This window comes from Pantoea sp. MBLJ3 (assembly GCF_000816655.1).
Taxonomy (GTDB): domain Bacteria; phylum Pseudomonadota; class Gammaproteobacteria; order Enterobacterales; family Enterobacteriaceae; genus Pantoea; species Pantoea eucalypti.
The window spans coordinates 323,503-339,438 of sequence record NZ_JSUT01000029.1; the positions used below are offsets into that span (position 1 = coordinate 323,503).

Consider the following 15,936-nt stretch of genomic DNA (forward strand, 5'->3'; position numbering starts at 1 on the left):
GGATTAATCGAACGGGAATTCGCGCGCCAGCACGCGCGCAATCACATTTAGCGCGCCTTCGTCGTTGTTGCTCTGTGTCTGATAGTGCGCCACGGCGGCGACAGCCTCAGCAGCATTTGCCATCGAGAAGCTATAGCAGGCCTGACGCAGCATCTCAATGTCATTGGCGCTGTCACCAATCGCCAGCACTTCACAGTCACTGATGCCCCACTTTTCCTGTAGTAGCGCAATGCCGTGTGCTTTATGGCAACCCGGAATGATGAGATCGATAAAGCCAAAGCCGCTGGAGACCGGATGCATGATGTTTTCCAGCTCGCCAAGTGTGGCGTGCAGTCTTTGCAGCAGTGCATTTACGCCTTCGTGCTCCAGCTTCAGCGAGAACTTGAAAATGGTGTCGTCGATGGCATAAAGGTCATCACGTTTTTCGAGTCGGTGATAATGGTTTGCCAGTTGCGCCATCATCTCGTCTGAAGCGGATGCATGCACATACGCACCATTACGTCCGCAGACCACAACCGCGATGTCGGGTTCATGCGCCAGGATATCGAGGATCTTATGCACTTTCTCCTGCGCTAACTCGCCGCAGAAAATCTCTTCATTGCAGTCCGAAACCCACGCACCATTTTCTGCCACAAACGCGATTTCATCTTTAATGTCGGGAAAATAGCGCTGGAGCTGGTAGTACTGATTCCCGCTCGCCACCACAAAACGAATGCCCTTCTGCTTCAGCAGCGCATACTGACGTGAAAACCGCTGGACGTTGTACTGCTTATTATCGTCCAGAAAGGTGCCGTCCATATCCACCGCAATCATCTTAACCGCCATTTCGCCTGCCCCTTTACGTTCGCCGTTCTGTCCTTTCGGCTGATTGATTTGATTCATAAAGCTTACTCGCTGTGTGGATTAATGAGAATGCAAATAGTGACATTGCTAACGGATTTCAGAGCGTTCCGGTTCATCAGTTGTGTTAGCGCGCACGGTTTATGTCGTTAAAAGAATGTTAAGCTCAACGACAAATTACGAATGAAGATTATTTAAATTACATTCGAAACTCAACCATGACGATAAAGGAGCAGAATATGATCCGTGATGAAACCCTGGCTACCCCATTACCTGACGACGTCAAAACCGCTATCCGCAAAATGAAACAGCAGTTACGTCAACAAATCGGCGATGTTGATGCTCTGTTCAAACAGGTCTGCGACAACATCACCACTGCCATTGCGCAGGCAAAAACAGAGGAAGCGCAAACCGGCACGGCCTGGCCGGTCGTGCCAATGCAGGACATTACTGAAGGAAAGGTTTCAGATGAAACCCGGTTGCTGATTAAACGTCGCGGTTGTGTGGTGATTAAGCAGCATTTTGCACGAAATCAGGCTCTGGCCTGGGATAAGTCGATGCTCGACTATCTGGATCACAATCATTTTGATGAACAGTATCGTGGGCCCGGTGATGACTTTTTTGGCACCCTGGCTGCCTCCCGTCCTGAAATCTATCCCATCTACTGGTCGCAGGCGCAAATGCAGGCGCGGCAGAGCCCGGCAATGGCAGAGGCACAATCTTTTCTTAACCGGCTATGGACGTTTAATTCCCAGGGCAAGCAGTGGTTTGATCCGGATGTCAGCGTTATCTATCCCGACCGCATCCGTCGTCGCTTGCCGGGTACAACCTCTAAAGGCCTGGGTGCCCACACCGATTCAGGAGCACTTGAACGCTGGTTGCTGCCCGCTTATCAGCAGGTTTTCAGTAAGCTGTTCCACGGTGAATTTGCCGCATACGATCCCTGGGACGCGGCTCACCGTACCGACGTAAACGAATATGATCTGCCAGGCACCACCAAATGTTCTGTGTTTCGCACCTTTCAGGGCTGGACCGCGCTCTCCGATATGATCCCCGGCCAGGGCCTGTTGCATGTGGTGCCGGTGCCGCAGGCGATGGCTTACGTTTTGCTGCGTCCGCTGCTTTCGGATGTGCCTGAAGATGAGTTGTGCGGTGTGGCGCCGGGTCGGGTATTGCCCGTGAATGAACAGTGGCATCCTCACCTGATTGCCGGGCTCTGTTCAATACCGGCTCTTGAGGCGGGTGATTCCGTGTGGTGGCACTGTGATGTGATTCACGCTGTTGCACCGGTTGAGAACCAACAAGGCTGGGGCAACGTGATGTATATCCCCGCAGCACCGATGTGTGAGAAAAACCGCGCTTATGCCCGTCGTGTTGCAGAGGCGCTGGAGCAGGGACGTTCACCGGCCGATTTCCCGCCTGAAGACTATGAAGCAGAATGGGAGCAACGTTTCATGCCGGAAGATCTCAACCTCAATGGCCGACGGTCTCTGAATTTAGCCTGACGCAACCCCGCGTCGCGCACCGGCGCGGGATAATCCCTGTTACACTGCCTCTTTTATTTAACGGCGAAGCGCGATTATGAACCCGCGACATCATCAGATCATTCAATTAGTTAATGACAGGGGCAGCGTAACTGTCAGTGAACTGGCGCAGCATACCGGAGTTTCGGAAGTGACGGTGCGCCAGGATCTGACACTGCTGGAACGTGATCGGCTACTTCGCCGGGTTCATGGCTCTGCGCTGGCACTGGATAGCGATAACGTCGGCACCCGCATGAATACCCGTTATTCTACCAAGCAGGCGCTGGCACGACATGCGGCCAGCCTGGTGCAGGCGGGTGAGTCGGTTTTCATCGAAGGGGGCAGTACCAATGCGCTGCTGGCGCGGGCGCTGGCCGACCGTGCGGACCTTACGCTGATTACCGTCAGCCACTACATTGCCCAGCTTCTGCGTGAGGCTGCCTGTGAAGTGATTGTGCTTGGCGGATTATTGCAGAAAAGCAGTGAATCCGTTGTGGGTCCGCTGACGCGTTATTCCATTCAGCAGGTCCATTTTCACAAAGCGTTTGTTGGTGTGGATGGCTGGCATCCGGAGACGGGTTTCACCGGCCGCAATATGCTGCGCTGTGATGTGGTAGATGCAGTGCTGGCGAAAGGCGCTGAAAGCTATGCACTGACTGACGCGTCTAAATTTGGTCAGATTCACCCCTATCCGCTCTCATCCGGCTTTCAGGTCGGGCAGGTAATTACTGATGAGACACTGGATTCCGCGACGGTCGTGCAACTCAGCAAACAGGGGATCGAGGTGATACAGATCGCGACAGGTTAAGCCGACCAGGGGCCTTTAGTCACGGAGTCCCGCATCATCAGGCTGGCCGTGAAAGGCGCCTGAGTCTGCCAGTCACCCCCGTCCAGCATGGTTACCAGGCGGTTGATCGTCTCGTCGATCATTTCTGTGACCGGTAGCTTCATACTCGATAATGACGGCGTGATATAGGGTGCCAGCGGGATATCATCAAAGCCTATTACCGAGACCTGATCGGGCACTGCAATGTTGCACTCGGTCAGGCGTTTGATTGCACCAATCGCCATCTCATCATTACTCGCCACCAGCGCAGTAAATGACACGTTGCGCTCAAGGAGCGTGTCGACGGCAGCCATACCGCTCTGCGCCGTCCATTTACCCGCCACAATATGGCGGTCGTCAGCGTTAAGGCCCTTTGCCGCCAGCGCAGCACGATAACCGTTAAGGCGCTCAACACCGGTAGGGGAATCCTGCGAACCGGTAATAAATGCGATATCGCGGTGTCCCTGGTTCAGCAGATAGCCCACGGCCGTGGCACTGCTGGCGTGCTGATCGCTGTAAATGCAGTAGCTGTGGTTGACGCGCAGCCGCCGGTTAATAACCAGAATGGGCTGTTTGTGGCTGGAGATAATCGCATCCAGCGCGTCAATGCTGAGGAAGCGCGGATAGATGATGATGCCGTCACAGCGTAGATCGAGCAGAAACTGAATGGCCGCCTCTTCCTGCCTGGCGGTGTGCTTGCCGTCCGCCAGAATCAGCTGACGGCCCTGCTGCTCCATCATGCGTGCGGAGTGGGCCATTAACTCAGTAAAGTAGCTGCCGCTGTAAAGCGTGTTGGTGATGACCAGTCCGATTGTCTGAGACGTTTTTGTCGCCAGATTGCGGGCCAGCAAATTAGGCCGATACCCGGTTTCTGCAATCGCCTTCAACACCCTTTCACGTTTTTCCTGTCCGACGTAGCCATTACCGGAGAGCACACGTGACACTGTCGCTTTTGAAACGCCCGCCTTAATTGCTACTTCCTGAATCGTTGTCATGGTGATGCTCCTTTGCTACGTCGTCCTGCAGTCTACCTAAGCCTCTCAATATTGGAAATATTTACCCGGTATGTATACGCACATCATCACATTTAGCAGGTGATGCACTTCACAAAATAGAAATCTGCCCGATTTATACTCTTGTCGCCGAACGTAAAGACCTTCATGATTTTGTGAAACCGGTTTCCTATTTGTTTGCTTGCAGGCATTAAAAACATAAAAATTTTGACCGATTTACCCTACAGAGAAGAGCGATCATGCCCATGAACTATGCCGAGGTGTCACGCGCCATTGTCGATGCGCTTGGCGGCCTCACCAATATCGAAGCCGTCACTCACTGCATGACCCGCCTGCGTTTTGTCCTGAAGGATCAAACACAGGTCGACTATCCACGTCTTAAAGCCATCACAGGTGTCATGGGCGTGGTACACAACGATACCCAGTACCAGGTGATCATCGGGAATAACGTATCGCAGGCTTACCAGGCGGTGCTGGAACTGGGATCGCCCGGCGCAGCTTCGACTGTGCCGGTGAAACGCAAAATTACCCTGAGAAGTATTGGCGCAGGCATTCTGGATGCGCTGGTGGGCACCATGTCGCCATTGATCCCAGCCATTATTGGTGGGTCCATGGTGAAACTGCTGGCGATGATTCTTGATATGGCGGGCGTGTTTGAAAAAGGTTCATCAACGCTGGTGATCCTCAACGTCATTGGCGACGGGGCATTCTTCTTCCTGCCGATCATGGTTGCCGCCTCAGCGGCGCTGAAGTTCAAAACTAATATGTCGCTGGCGATTGCCATTGCCGGCGTTCTGGTCCATCCCAATTTTGTTGAGCTGATGGCAAAAGCGGCGCAGGGTCAGCCGGTCGAGTTCGCTTTCATACCTGTCACCGCGGTGAAATACACCTATACGGTGATCCCGGCGCTGGTGATGACGTGGATCCTGTCACACATTGAACGAGGCGTGGATCGCATCACCCCTGCGGTCACTAAAAACTTCCTGAAACCGATGCTGATTGTGCTGATTGCGGCACCCATTGCGATTGTGCTGATTGGCCCGATTGGTATCTGGATCGGCAGCGGCATCTCCGCGCTGGTCTACACCGTCCATGGCTACCTTGGCTGGCTTTCGGTTGCGATTATGGGCGCTCTCTGGCCGCTGCTGGTGATGACCGGTATGCACCGGGTTTTCACACCAACCATTATCCAGACCATTGCCGAAACCGGCAAAGAAGGCATGGTGATGCCGTCAGAGATCGGCGCCAACCTGTCGCTGGGCGGATCGTCGCTGGCGGTGGCGTTCCGCACTAAAAACCGTGAACTGCGCCAGACCGCACTGGCAGCTGCGGCATCAGCCATTATCGCAGGGATTTCAGAACCGGCGCTGTATGGCGTTGCAGTGCGCCTGAAACGCCCACTGATCGCCTGTCTGATCAGTGGTTTTATCTGTGGCGCGGTTGCGGGCATTGGCGGGCTGGCCAGCCACTCGATGGCCTCACCCGGCCTCTTTACCAGCGTACAGTTCTTCGATCCCACCAATCCCATGAGTATTGTCTGGGTCGGTGCGGTCATGGTGCTCTCGGTGGTGTTGTCATTCGTGCTGACGCTACTGTTAGGCTTCGAGGATATTCCTGAGACAGAACCCGAAAGCGCTGCGCAACCTGCGCCTGCTACCGAACGCGCTAACGCGATCAATAGCCATTAGGAAAAGGGTCAGGCTGACCCAAAAAAGAGGATTGCATGTCTGATTCAAGGTTCCCGCAAGGGTTTTTATGGGGCGGCGCGCTGGCCGCTAACCAGAGTGAAGGTGGTTTTCGTGAGGGCGGAAAGGGCTTAACCACCGTCGATATGATCCCGCATGGCCCAAACCGGATGCCGGTTAAACTGGGTCTGGAAAAACGTTTTGCCCTGCGTGACGACGAGTTCTACCCCAGTCATGACGCTATCGATTTCTATCACCGCTATCCGGAAGATATTGCGCTGATGGCCGAAATGGGGTTCAGCGTGTTCCGCACCTCAATTGCCTGGAGCCGGCTCTATCCTAACGGTGACGAACTGACGCCTAATCCGGAAGGCATTGCGTTTTATCGTGCGGTCTTCGAAGAGTGCCGGAAATACAATATCGAACCGCTGGTCACGCTTTGCCATTTTGATGTCCCGATGCATCTGGTCACGGAATATGGCTCATGGCGCAATCGCAAAATGGTCGATTTTTTTGCCCGTTACGCACGAAGCTGTTTCGAGGCGTTTGATGGACTGGTGAAATACTGGCTGACCTTCAACGAGATCAATATCCTGCTGCACAGTCCGTTTTCCGGGGCTGGCTTGGTCTTTGAACCCGGCGAGAATAGAGACCAGGTAAAATATCAGGCGGCACATCATGAACTGGTTGCCAGCGCGCTGGTTACGCGAATCGCGCATGAAGTGAATCCGGTCAATCAGGTCGGCTGCATGCTGGCCGGCGGCAATTTCTATCCCTGGTCGAGCAAACCGGAAGATGTCTGGGCTGCACTGGAGAAAGACCGCGAAAACCTCTTTTTTATAGATGTGCAGGCGCGCGGTGCCTATCCGGCTTACGCTGCCCGCGTGTTCCGTGAAAAAGGGGTGACGCTGGAGATCGCTGACGGTGATGCCTACATTCTGAAAAACAGCGTCGATTTTGTCTCATTCAGTTACTACGCTTCGCGCTGCGCGTCGGCAGAAATGAACGAGCAGAACAGTAGCGCCGCCAACGTGGTGAAATCCCTGACTAATCCCCATGTGCCACGCAGTGACTGGGGCTGGGGCATCGATCCGCTGGGGTTACGTATCACGATGAACATGATGTATGACCGCTATCAGAAGCCTCTCTTCCTGGTGGAGAATGGCCTGGGCGCACGCGATGAAGTCGACGCGAATGGCGAGATTAATGACGATTACCGCATCAGCTATCTGCGTGAACATATCCGCGCGATGGGCGACGCCATTGAAGATGGCGTGCCGGTGATGGGTTATACCAGCTGGGGCTGTATCGATCTGGTTGCCGCCTCGACCGGCGAAATGAGCAAGCGCTACGGTTTCGTCTACGTAGACCGCGACGATTTGGGTAACGGCACGCTGGCGCGTACGCGAAAAAAATCATTCTGGTGGTATAAGAAAGTGATTGCCAGTAATGGCGCAGATCTTGAGTGACACTGTCACTTAAAAAGCACATCTGAATGCACTGTCGCGTAGCAAACGTGCCTGAGCATAACACTGACGCATCCGTTGTGCTCAGGCACTAATTATCGTATAACGAATGTCTCCGAGGGGTGTCCTGTCATGGGCTGAGATGGCGAAAGCCGAACCCTTTGAACCTGATCTGGGTCATGCCAGCGAAGGGACGGGTCGGCAGATTTTCTGTCTCATTTCCTGCACTATCCCCTGTTCCAGACCGTATGCCCGGATCTCCCTTTTAATGGAGATCCCATGTCACATCCGCTTTTCGAGACCGGTTTCTATGGTCGTCTGCGCCAGCAGGCGGGCACGCAATGGCACGCCTATGTAAGGCACGATTTTGTGCAGCAACTCGGTCAGGGTACGCTGCCTCCTGCCGCCTTCCGTCACTATCTCACCCAGGATTATCTGTTCCTGCTCCACTTCGCCCGTGCCTGGGGTCTGCTGATCAGCAAACTCTCTGAGCCTGACGCTCTACGACGCGCTACGGCATCACTTAACGCGATTATCGGTGAACTGCCGCTGCACCTCGCTTACTGCCAGCAATGGGGCATCAGCGAGGCAACAATGGCACGCGAACCCGAAGCAGCGGAAACGCTCAATTACACCCGTTATGTGCTGGATGCCGGTCACACCGGCGATGCACTGGAGCTCATAACGGCGCTGATGCCCTGTGTTGCCGGTTACGCTGAAATCGGCCTGACTTTGCTGGATGATCCTGCGACGCGCATTGAGGGCAACCCTTACGCCGAATGGATTGAAAATTACGGCGATGAAGCCTATCTGGCCGGGGTAGGCTCGTCACTGATACTTTTTGAAACGCTGGCTCAGCAGCGCGCCGGAGAACAACGTTTTGATCGGCTGGCGGAGATTTTCACCACTGCGACCCGGCTGGAAGCGGCATTCTGGCAAATGGGGATAGATCACGCTGCCGATCTTCGGGTCAGACCATGAGCCAGCTGTGCAATGCCACACCGCCAGGTATTTCAGTTCGCCAGCTCAGCCTTACGCTGGGTCAGCAACAACTTTTCAGTCAGCTTGATCTGGAGATCGCCGGGGGTAAATTTACGGCGTTACTGGGTGCCAGCGGTGCAGGCAAAAGCAGCCTGATGCGTGTCATTGCCGGTCTTACGCCACCCAGTTCGGGACAGATTAGCGGCAGCGATGGCCTTCCGCTGACCGGACGCATCGCCTGGATGGGGCAACAGGATTTGCTCTATCCGTGGCTGACGATTGAGCAAAATGTCTGCCTGGCCAGTCGGCTGAAAGGCGAGAAAGCCGATCGCGACTGGGCGCAGTATCTGCTGGCAAGGGTTGGGCTGAGCCAGAGCGCCCGCGCGCGCCCCGCTACACTCTCCGGCGGGATGCGTCAGCGCGCTGCGCTGGCCCGCACTCTCTACACGCGTCAGCCTGTTGTGTTAATGGATGAGCCATTCTCCGCGCTGGATGCATTGACCCGTCATGAGATTCAGATGCTGGCGGCGGAGGTGCTGGTCGGTCACACGGTGCTGCTGATCACCCACGATGCCGCCGAAGCCTGTCGTCTCAGTCATCACCTGCTGGTGATCGGTGCGGCGGGAATCGAAGCCTCTCCACCACTACAGGGCCTGCCGCCAAGGGCAGCCGATGACGCCGGCTTAATACGAAGTCAGGCCGCACTGTTGAAACAGCTAAGCGGAATAGCCAGATGAGCACACGTTTCGTCCGTTTGCGTCGTGGAATTACGCTGTTTGCCGGTCTGATTGCAGCATGGTGGCTGGCCACGCTGACCTGCATTCCCGCCTTTCTGCTGCCCTCGCCCGCTGCAGTCGCTATTGCGCTGTGGCAGAACGCTGACTATCTCAGCTATCACACTCTGATTACCCTGACCGAGATCCTCAGCGGCATGGCGCTCGGCGTGCTGCTGGGTGGTGTGCTGGCGCTGGGCATGACCTATTCACCGTGGTTACAGCGCTGGATGATGCCGCTGGTGATCACCAGCCAGGCGATTCCGGTATTTGCGCTGGCTCCGCTGCTGGTTCTCTGGTTTGGCTTTGGCATGAGCGCCAAAGTCGCGATGGCCGTGCTGGTGATCTTCTTCCCGGTAACCTCCAGCTTTTTTGATGGCCTGCGCCGCGTTACGCCCGGCTACCTTGACCTGGCTCGCACTATGGGCGCTTTTCCTTCAGCACAACTGCGCCATGTCAGGCTGCCAGCGGCGCTGCCTGCGCTGGGTTCAGGGTTACGGATGGCGGCGGCCGTCGCGCCGATAGGGGCAATTATCGGCGAATGGGTCGGCTCAGCGGAAGGGCTGGGTTTCGTGATGCTGAATGCCAATGCCCGGATGCAGAGCGACCTCTGTTTCGCTGCCCTGTTCATTCTGGTGCTGATGACCCTCGCCCTGTGGCTGACTATCGATCGCCTGCTGCGCCGCCTGATTAGCTGGGCTCCTGAGACAATTTGATGACCCTTAAAATGAGAAATCCCATGACTAAACTGCCCCTGTTAACCCTGCTCTTCAGCGCCACCTTAACCACTCAGGTTCAGGCGATGGAAAAACTGACGCTGGTACTCGACTGGTATATCAATCCCGATCACGCGCCCATTATGGTGGCGCAGCAGACCGGCGCGTTTGCCGCTGAAGGACTGGAGGTAAATATCGTGCCGCCTTCCGATCCGGCCCTGCCGCCACGTCTGGTCGCGGCAAAGCAGGCGGACTTAGCCATTACCTATCAGCCTCAGCTGCATTTCTTCGCCGATCAGGGATTGCCACTGATGCGGGTGGGCACGTTGATTGACACGCCATTGAACACACTGATGACGTTAGACAAAACGGTGAAAAAACCGGCGGATTTAAAAGGTAAACGCATCGGCTATTCAGTGAGTGGCATTGAGCAGGCGACGCTGGCGACCATGCTGGCCCATGACGGCGTCAAAGCCGATCAGGTCAAATTGATTAACGTTAATTTTCAGCTCACCAGCGCCCTGATGACCGGCCAGGTAGATGCGGTTATCGGCGGCTATCGCAATATTGAAGCGCTGGAGTTGAAACTTGCCGGCAAAGAACCCGTGGTGCTTAACGTCGAGGATTATGGTGTTCCCGCTTATGACGAGCTGATTATCGTCGCCAACCGTGACGAGGCGCACTCGGAGAAGATTCAGAAGTTTCTGCGGGCATTGAAGAAGGGAAATGCGGAGCTGCAGGCGCATCCTGAGGAGAACTGGCTGATCTTTGCCCGCGAGCATCCTGAGCTGAATACACCGCTAAACCATCAGGCATGGCGTGCCACGCTGCCGCTGTTCGCCGCCGATCCGGCAAAACTGGATCGTGCACGCTATCAGGCTTATGAGCAATTTCTGTTTGATAACAAGCTGATTAAAGGCATCACGCCGGTTCAGCGCTACGCTATCGGCAGTGAGTGATAAGCGCCCGCAGCGAGCGCTGCGGGCAGGTTATTAATGAGACTTCTGAAACAACCAGTGTTCAATGTCACTGGCGGGCAGCGGTTTTGAGAAGAAGTAACCCTGAATTTGATCGCAACCGTAGGTTTTCAGTAATCCCAGCGTCGCTTCCGTTTCGACGCCTTCAGCCAGCACGGTATAATTCAGCTCTTTCAGCATCTGGATAATGCATCTGACGATGATTTTCGATGCGTCATCCTCACCCATACGCGAGATCAGTGACCGGTCAATTTTAATCACATCCAGCGGGATATCCTGCAAATAGCTAATGTTGCTGTAACCGGTGCCGAAATCATCCAGTGAGATCACAAAACCGTGAGATTTCAGCGCTTCCAGCCCTTTTATCGCCACATCACTTTTGGTGATCAGTTCATTCTCCAGACACTCAATGCCCAGGATAGCGTTAGGCAACTGAGCGGCCGCGAGTTTAGCCACCAGCTCATCGGCAAAATCGGGCCTGGCGAAATCGCGCTCACTGACGTTGATTGAGACCGGAATCAGATCATATTCGCGATTCCAGCGCGCCAGTTGTTCAACGGTGTGATCGATAACCCAGTTGGTCAGATCGGAAATCAGGTTGGTTTTACCCGCTAACGGAATAAATTCGGATGGAAAGAGCTCACCTCGCTCAGGATGATTCCAGCGAATCAGCGCCTCCAGCCCGACCGTCTTACCAGTTCTGAGGCACACTTTAGGCTGCCAGGCCAGATAGAGCTCTTCATCTTTATTCAGCGCCTGAGCCAGATCGTTCATGATCATAAAATCATCGGTGCGCCGCGAGTCGTAACTCTCGTCAAACGACATTGCATTGATGTTTTCATCAATGGCCTCATGCAGCGCGCTCACGGCCTGACGTATGGTTTCATTCGCATTCATCTGGCCCGGAACAAACTCTGTTTCGCCAGTAAAGACATTCAGATCGAGCGTAATGTTTTCCGCCAGGTCGGCCTTCATGCCTTTAAACAGGTCGGGCATATTGTGTGCTGTAAACCGATCCGAATAGGGCTGAACGATGGCGAAACGGCCAGGTGCAAACGAATAGAGTGTTTCATTCTCCGGCAGTTTGAGCCGGTTTGCGACATCCTGCGCCATCTGCTTCAGGAGTTTTTCCATCGGCGCAACGCCTACCGCGCGCGTAAGTTCATAAGCGCGAATGATATCGAGACAGTCGATAAGAATCAGGCGAAAACGGCTATGAGGCGCGGTCAGGGTCAGCTGATGAATATCACGAATCAGGCGGGGACGATTCGGCAGATGCGTAATAACGTCGGCAAAACCCGCGTTATTCCAGGCATCCAGAAAAGAGGAAACCAGCGTAGCCAGTGAGCGCAGCGTGACGAGTTTGTCATCCGCAAAGGGATGTGGCTGCGTATCAGTTACACAGAGTGTGCCCAGCACGGCACCGTCGAGGTTCTGCAGCGAAACGCCGGCATAAAAGCGAATATGCGGGTCGCCTTTAACAAACGGGTGAGTAACAAAGCGCTCATCCAGTAAGGTGTCATACACGACCAGGTGCCCTTCACCATCAATAACATGGCGGCAGAGAGACTCATCACGGGTCGATTGCTTAAGATCAAAGTTACGAGACGCTTTAATATACTGATTGTGGTCGTCAACAATCGAAATAAAACTGCCTGAAATACCCAGCACCTGGCTGGCGAGATTAACAAATCTCTCCAGCACTTTGTCCCGTGCTTCATCTGGTGACAAAAGTGCCTTAATTGCACTAAGACGTTTTACGTCGCTGCCGTTTTGCTCGTTATGCACTGAAACCTCTCTTATGCAGGCGCAAAAATCGAAATAATTTAGCTTACAAATGCTCAATTAACGCCCAATTATCAGATAAATAACGGCTCAATCTGACAGTACTTTCACAGCGAAACAGTGTCGCACGATATATGATCGCTGTCGAAACCATTTAACGCTCTTCTTTCACGCGCGCAACCTGTGGCGACTCCGGCCTGAAGCCAAGACCAATAAGGCGTCCCAGCACGAAACGCAAGAATGGCAGGCGACGGATAATCGCAGGAATCTTGCTACTGCCCGAGGGTTTTCTTTTTGCTTTGTTGCGACTCATTTTAATCTGAAGAAACTGCGTGGCGACGGTAGGGAACTGACGTCGTTTCTGCACATTTTCCAGATCGCGCAGTTGCAGTTCACCCCGCTTCAGGGATTCCGTCAGGAGGTTGGCCGTCGCAACTGCATCCTGAATCGCCAGATTTACACCCACCCCGCCAATTGGCGACATGGCATGAGCCGCATCACCAATACAGAGCACGCCGGGTCTGGCCCACTTATCCAGCCGGTCAATACGTATCGACAGCAGCTTAAACGCCTCCCAGCTCTCGATTTCTGCCATGCGCGTCGCTTCAAAAGGTGATAGTGCCACAACCTCTGCTTTAAACGCGTCGAGTCCGGCAGCCTGTTTCGCTTCAAACTCTCCTTTCGGAATAGTCAGCCCGCACTGCCAGTAATCACCGCGATCGATAACGATAAAGTTCTGACGGGGTCCTTTATGTCCCATCCCAATGTCGGGATCCTGTGGCTGCTTACTTAAGCGGAACCATATAACATCGCGCGCTGCGCCAAATTCCTGTCCCGTCAGCCCGGCCGCTTCGCGCACACGGGAATGGCGGCCATCGGCACCGACCACCAGTTTACATGTGATATGCAGCTGCTGATTCCCACGAGAAGCCGTCACGCCACTGACCGTGCCATTCTCATATTTCAGCGACTCAAACGACGTTGATTGCAGCAGACTGAAGCCGGGATAGCGGATGCTCTGTTCTGCCATGTAGTTCAGGAAATCCCACTGAGGCATAAAGGCAATAAAGCGACACTGAACCGGCAAACGTGAGAAATCAGCCATTGTAATGCTCTGTCCTGCTATCTCCGCCTCCAGCTTTTCAGCACGCTGATGCGGTAGCCTCAGGAAAGCGTCCAGGAGTTCGAGCTGATGCATAATTTCCAGCGTCGAGGGGTGGATGGTATCACCACGAAAATCGTGCAGAAAATCGGCGTGCTTTTCGATCACTATGACACGCAGTCCCGCGCGGGCAAAAAGATAGCCCAGCATTAATCCCGCAGGACCACCACCCACAATACAGCAGTCAGTGGTGAGAATTTCAGTGGAATGTGGCTGCATATCAGCTCCCTGTTGCGCCAGTATTGCTATGATTATTGCGTCAGCCGTGGCGATATGACCGCCACCGGTTGATGGTGCTGTGCTCAGACTAATCACTCAATGCGATTTATTCCAATCGAAGCTGCTGAACGGCCATTATTGATTCAGCAGTGAGGAGATCATCATGAACGTGATCCGCAATACGCTTTTTATTCTGCCGCTGTTAAGCCCACTGGTTGTGGTCGCCGCGCCGTATGACACCCTGAAGTTTGCTCTGCGGCAGCAGCAAATAACGGATGATCTGCGCCAGAAGTGTCAGATATTGCCCGCCGTATCTGATGAAAAATTGCGGCAGACGTTTATCAACGATAAACAGAACATGGAACAGAATCAGGCAACATTAAAAGCAGCGGTGCAGGCCCTGAAAAATCATGACAATCCAGCCTATCGCGAACGCGTGGCACAAGTGGTTTGTCCACCACAAACCGAGTAACACTTTTCCTCAGGCGAAATTGATCCTGGCGTTTGTTTTCACTTTACCACTCAGTAAACTGGCACGCTGGTTTGTTTAAACAAGAATGTCTTAATGAACGAAGAATCACCGCAGCCGGTTTATGTTCCTCGCTCCATTGCAGCGCGTAGCCGGATGTTCCGCGCCCTTCTCTATCGTGATAAAACGCCGCTGGCGATGCTGTTTTGTGCTGCGCTGGTCGGTTCGCTGGTTGGCCTGGCAGGCGTGGCATTTGCACGCGCCGTTGAAACCATCCAGCAGTGGCGTGCCGACACGCTGACTTCAGGGCAGTTACAAGGCTGGATACTCTACGCTACTGCCTTTGCCATCTCGGCTCTGCTGGCGATGGTCGGCTATTTTCTCGTCAGACGTTATGCTCCCGAAGCGGGTGGCTCGGGCATTCCTGAAATTGAAGGGGCGCTTGAAGAGCTAAGACCTGTGCGGTGGTGGCGGGTCATTCCCGTGAAATTCTTTGGCGGCATGGGCACGCTGGGTGCCGGAATGGTGCTGGGCCGGGAAGGCCCAACGGTACAGCTGGGCGGGAACATAGGACGCATGGTCATTGATATTCTGGGAATGCGCAGTAATGAAGCCCGACATACGCTGCTGGCTACCGGTGCGGCCGCCGGTCTGGCTGCTGCTTTCAATGCACCGCTGGCGGGCATCCTGTTTATCATCGAGGAGATGCGCCCGCAGTTTCGTTATAACCTGATTTCGATTAAAGCTGTGTTTACCGGCGTCATTATGGCGAGCATCGTGTTTCGCTATTTCAACGGCGAACAGGCAGTCATCTCCGTTGGCAAGCTGGCTGATGCGCCAGTGCAGACGCTGTGGCTCTATCTGATACTGGGTATGGTTATCGGTATGGTCGGCGTCTTATTTAACCGTCTGATATTCATCACGCAGGATCTTTTTGCCCGCTTTTACGCGGGTAAAACGGCACGTGTGGTACTGGCAGGCGCATTGCTGGGCGGGGGTTGCGGCATTCTGGCTCTTATGTTCGCTCCAGGCGCAGGCGGCGGTTCTGAACTGATTCCCCAGGCGGTTCATGGTCTCTTCCCGTTCACCCTGCTGTTGGTTATCTTCCTGGTCAGGCTGATAACGACTCTGCTCTGTTTTGGGTCAGGTGCACCCGGCGGTATCTTTGCCCCGATGCTGGCATTAGGGACACTACTCGGTACAGCATTTGGGGTGGCAATGACGGATCTGTTTCCGTTTTACCATCTTGATGCGGGTACTTTTGCTATCGCAGGGATGGGCGCACTGTTCGCGGCTTCGGTAAGAGCACCACTCACCGGCATTGTGCTGGTACTGGAAATGACAGATAACTATCAGCTGATATTGCCGATGATCATTACCTGTCTGGGCGCTACGCTACTGGCACAGTTCCTGGGAGGAAAACCACTCTACTCATCTATTCTGGCCCGCACGCTGGCGCGTCAGGCAGACGCTACCCGCTCGCAGTGAGCGGGTAGACGGC

At 54.3% G+C, this 15,936-nt stretch carries 14 protein-coding genes and 1 riboswitch; of the genes, 10 read left to right on the top strand and 4 right to left on the bottom strand.

Annotation, left to right across the window (positions count from 1 at the left end; translation table 11 throughout):
* Positions 1–3: 3 nt before the first annotated feature.
* Complete coding sequence (locus NP77_RS20700; protein WP_140034045.1) at positions 4–825, bottom strand: Cof-type HAD-IIB family hydrolase; 822 nt, start codon at positions 823–825, stop codon at positions 4–6.
* A 254-nt stretch (positions 826–1,079) separates the two neighbouring features.
* Between NP77_RS20700 and NP77_RS20705 the strand changes: the two genes are divergently transcribed.
* The gene (locus NP77_RS20705; protein WP_039661478.1) at positions 1,080–2,345 is read left to right on the top strand and encodes a DUF1479 domain-containing protein; all 1,266 of its coding nucleotides are present in this window, start codon (positions 1,080–1,082) and stop codon (positions 2,343–2,345) included.
* A 76-nt stretch (positions 2,346–2,421) separates the two neighbouring features.
* The gene (locus NP77_RS20710; RefSeq protein WP_039661479.1) at positions 2,422–3,171 is read left to right on the top strand and encodes a DNA-binding transcriptional regulator YciT; all 750 of its coding nucleotides are present in this window, start codon (positions 2,422–2,424) and stop codon (positions 3,169–3,171) included.
* Here NP77_RS20710 and NP77_RS20715 read toward each other — a convergent pair.
* Positions 3,168–4,184, bottom strand: a complete 1,017-nt coding sequence (locus tag NP77_RS20715) for a LacI family DNA-binding transcriptional regulator (RefSeq protein WP_003854958.1) — start codon at positions 4,182–4,184, stop codon at positions 3,168–3,170. The genes NP77_RS20710 and NP77_RS20715 overlap by 4 nt on opposite strands.
* Before the next feature lie 257 nt (positions 4,185–4,441).
* Between NP77_RS20715 and ascF the strand changes: the two genes are divergently transcribed.
* From ascF to NP77_RS20745, 6 genes are all read left to right on the top strand, one after another.
* Positions 4,442–5,890, top strand: coding sequence for a PTS cellobiose/arbutin/salicin transporter subunit IIBC (gene ascF, locus NP77_RS20720; RefSeq protein ID WP_003854956.1), 1,449 nt, complete (start codon positions 4,442–4,444; stop codon positions 5,888–5,890).
* Positions 5,891–5,925: 35 nt separating this feature from the next.
* Positions 5,926–7,356: a 6-phospho-beta-glucosidase gene (locus NP77_RS20725; protein ID WP_039661482.1), complete on the top strand. Its 1,431-nt coding sequence runs from the start codon at positions 5,926–5,928 to the stop codon at positions 7,354–7,356.
* 105 nt (positions 7,357–7,461) lie between these two features.
* Positions 7,462–7,564: riboswitch (TPP riboswitch) on the top strand.
* Positions 7,565–7,632: 68 nt separating this feature from the next.
* On the top strand, positions 7,633–8,334 hold the full coding sequence (tenA, locus tag NP77_RS20730) for a thiaminase II (protein ID WP_003854952.1): 702 nt from the start codon (positions 7,633–7,635) through the stop codon (positions 8,332–8,334).
* Positions 8,331–9,071, top strand: a complete 741-nt coding sequence (locus NP77_RS20735) for an ABC transporter ATP-binding protein (protein ID WP_003854950.1) — start codon at positions 8,331–8,333, stop codon at positions 9,069–9,071. The genes tenA and NP77_RS20735 overlap by 4 nt, the downstream gene beginning before the upstream one ends.
* A complete protein-coding gene (locus tag NP77_RS20740) occupies positions 9,068–9,823 on the top strand; it encodes an ABC transporter permease (RefSeq protein ID WP_039661484.1) in 756 nt (251 codons plus the stop codon). The genes NP77_RS20735 and NP77_RS20740 overlap by 4 nt, the downstream gene beginning before the upstream one ends.
* A 23-nt stretch (positions 9,824–9,846) precedes the next feature.
* Positions 9,847–10,782: an ABC transporter substrate-binding protein gene (locus tag NP77_RS20745; RefSeq protein ID WP_003854946.1), complete on the top strand. Its 936-nt coding sequence runs from the start codon at positions 9,847–9,849 to the stop codon at positions 10,780–10,782.
* Positions 10,783–10,815: 33 nt separating this feature from the next.
* Here the strand turns inward: NP77_RS20745 and NP77_RS20750 are convergent, their stop codons facing one another.
* Together NP77_RS20750 and NP77_RS20755 are read right to left on the bottom strand one after the other, a co-directional pair.
* Positions 10,816–12,588 carry an EAL domain-containing protein gene (locus tag NP77_RS20750; protein WP_003854944.1) on the bottom strand — a complete coding sequence of 591 codons (1,773 nt, stop codon included), beginning with the start codon at positions 12,586–12,588 and terminating at the stop codon, positions 10,816–10,818.
* Positions 12,589–12,739: 151 nt separating this feature from the next.
* Positions 12,740–13,966 carry an FAD-dependent oxidoreductase gene (locus NP77_RS20755; RefSeq protein ID WP_039661486.1) on the bottom strand — a complete coding sequence of 409 codons (1,227 nt, stop codon included), beginning with the start codon at positions 13,964–13,966 and terminating at the stop codon, positions 12,740–12,742.
* A 163-nt stretch (positions 13,967–14,129) separates the two neighbouring features.
* On the opposite strand from NP77_RS20755, the gene NP77_RS20760 reads away from it, so the two are divergent.
* Entirely contained in the window at positions 14,130–14,438 is a 309-nt protein-coding gene (locus tag NP77_RS20760) for a YicS family protein (RefSeq protein WP_003854940.1), read from the top strand.
* 93 nt (positions 14,439–14,531) lie between these two features.
* Positions 14,532–15,923 carry a H(+)/Cl(-) exchange transporter ClcA gene (gene clcA / locus NP77_RS20765; RefSeq protein ID WP_039661488.1) on the top strand — a complete coding sequence of 464 codons (1,392 nt, stop codon included), beginning with the start codon at positions 14,532–14,534 and terminating at the stop codon, positions 15,921–15,923.
* The last annotated feature ends 13 nt before the right edge of the window (positions 15,924–15,936 follow it).

Bases quoted from the DNA above. Each gene is read 5' to 3' on its own strand.
- NP77_RS20700 (WP_140034045.1), bottom strand. From the start codon at position 825: ATGGCGGTTAAGATGATTGCGGTGGATATGGACGGCACCTTTCTGGAC.
- NP77_RS20705 (WP_039661478.1), top strand. From the start codon at position 1,080: ATGATCCGTGATGAAACCCTGGCTACCCCATTACCTGACGACGTCAAA.
- NP77_RS20710 (WP_039661479.1), top strand. From the start codon at position 2,422: ATGAACCCGCGACATCATCAGATCATTCAATTAGTTAATGACAGGGGC.
- NP77_RS20715 (WP_003854958.1), bottom strand. From the start codon at position 4,184: ATGACAACGATTCAGGAAGTAGCAATTAAGGCGGGCGTTTCAAAAGCG.
- ascF (WP_003854956.1), top strand. From the start codon at position 4,442: ATGCCCATGAACTATGCCGAGGTGTCACGCGCCATTGTCGATGCGCTT.
- NP77_RS20725 (WP_039661482.1), top strand. From the start codon at position 5,926: ATGTCTGATTCAAGGTTCCCGCAAGGGTTTTTATGGGGCGGCGCGCTG.
- tenA (WP_003854952.1), top strand. From the start codon at position 7,633: ATGTCACATCCGCTTTTCGAGACCGGTTTCTATGGTCGTCTGCGCCAG.
- NP77_RS20735 (WP_003854950.1), top strand. From the start codon at position 8,331: ATGAGCCAGCTGTGCAATGCCACACCGCCAGGTATTTCAGTTCGCCAG.
- NP77_RS20740 (WP_039661484.1), top strand. From the start codon at position 9,068: ATGAGCACACGTTTCGTCCGTTTGCGTCGTGGAATTACGCTGTTTGCC.
- NP77_RS20745 (WP_003854946.1), top strand. From the start codon at position 9,847: ATGACTAAACTGCCCCTGTTAACCCTGCTCTTCAGCGCCACCTTAACC.
- NP77_RS20755 (WP_039661486.1), bottom strand. From the start codon at position 13,966: ATGCAGCCACATTCCACTGAAATTCTCACCACTGACTGCTGTATTGTG.
- NP77_RS20760 (WP_003854940.1), top strand. From the start codon at position 14,130: ATGAACGTGATCCGCAATACGCTTTTTATTCTGCCGCTGTTAAGCCCA.
- clcA (WP_039661488.1), top strand. From the start codon at position 14,532: ATGAACGAAGAATCACCGCAGCCGGTTTATGTTCCTCGCTCCATTGCA.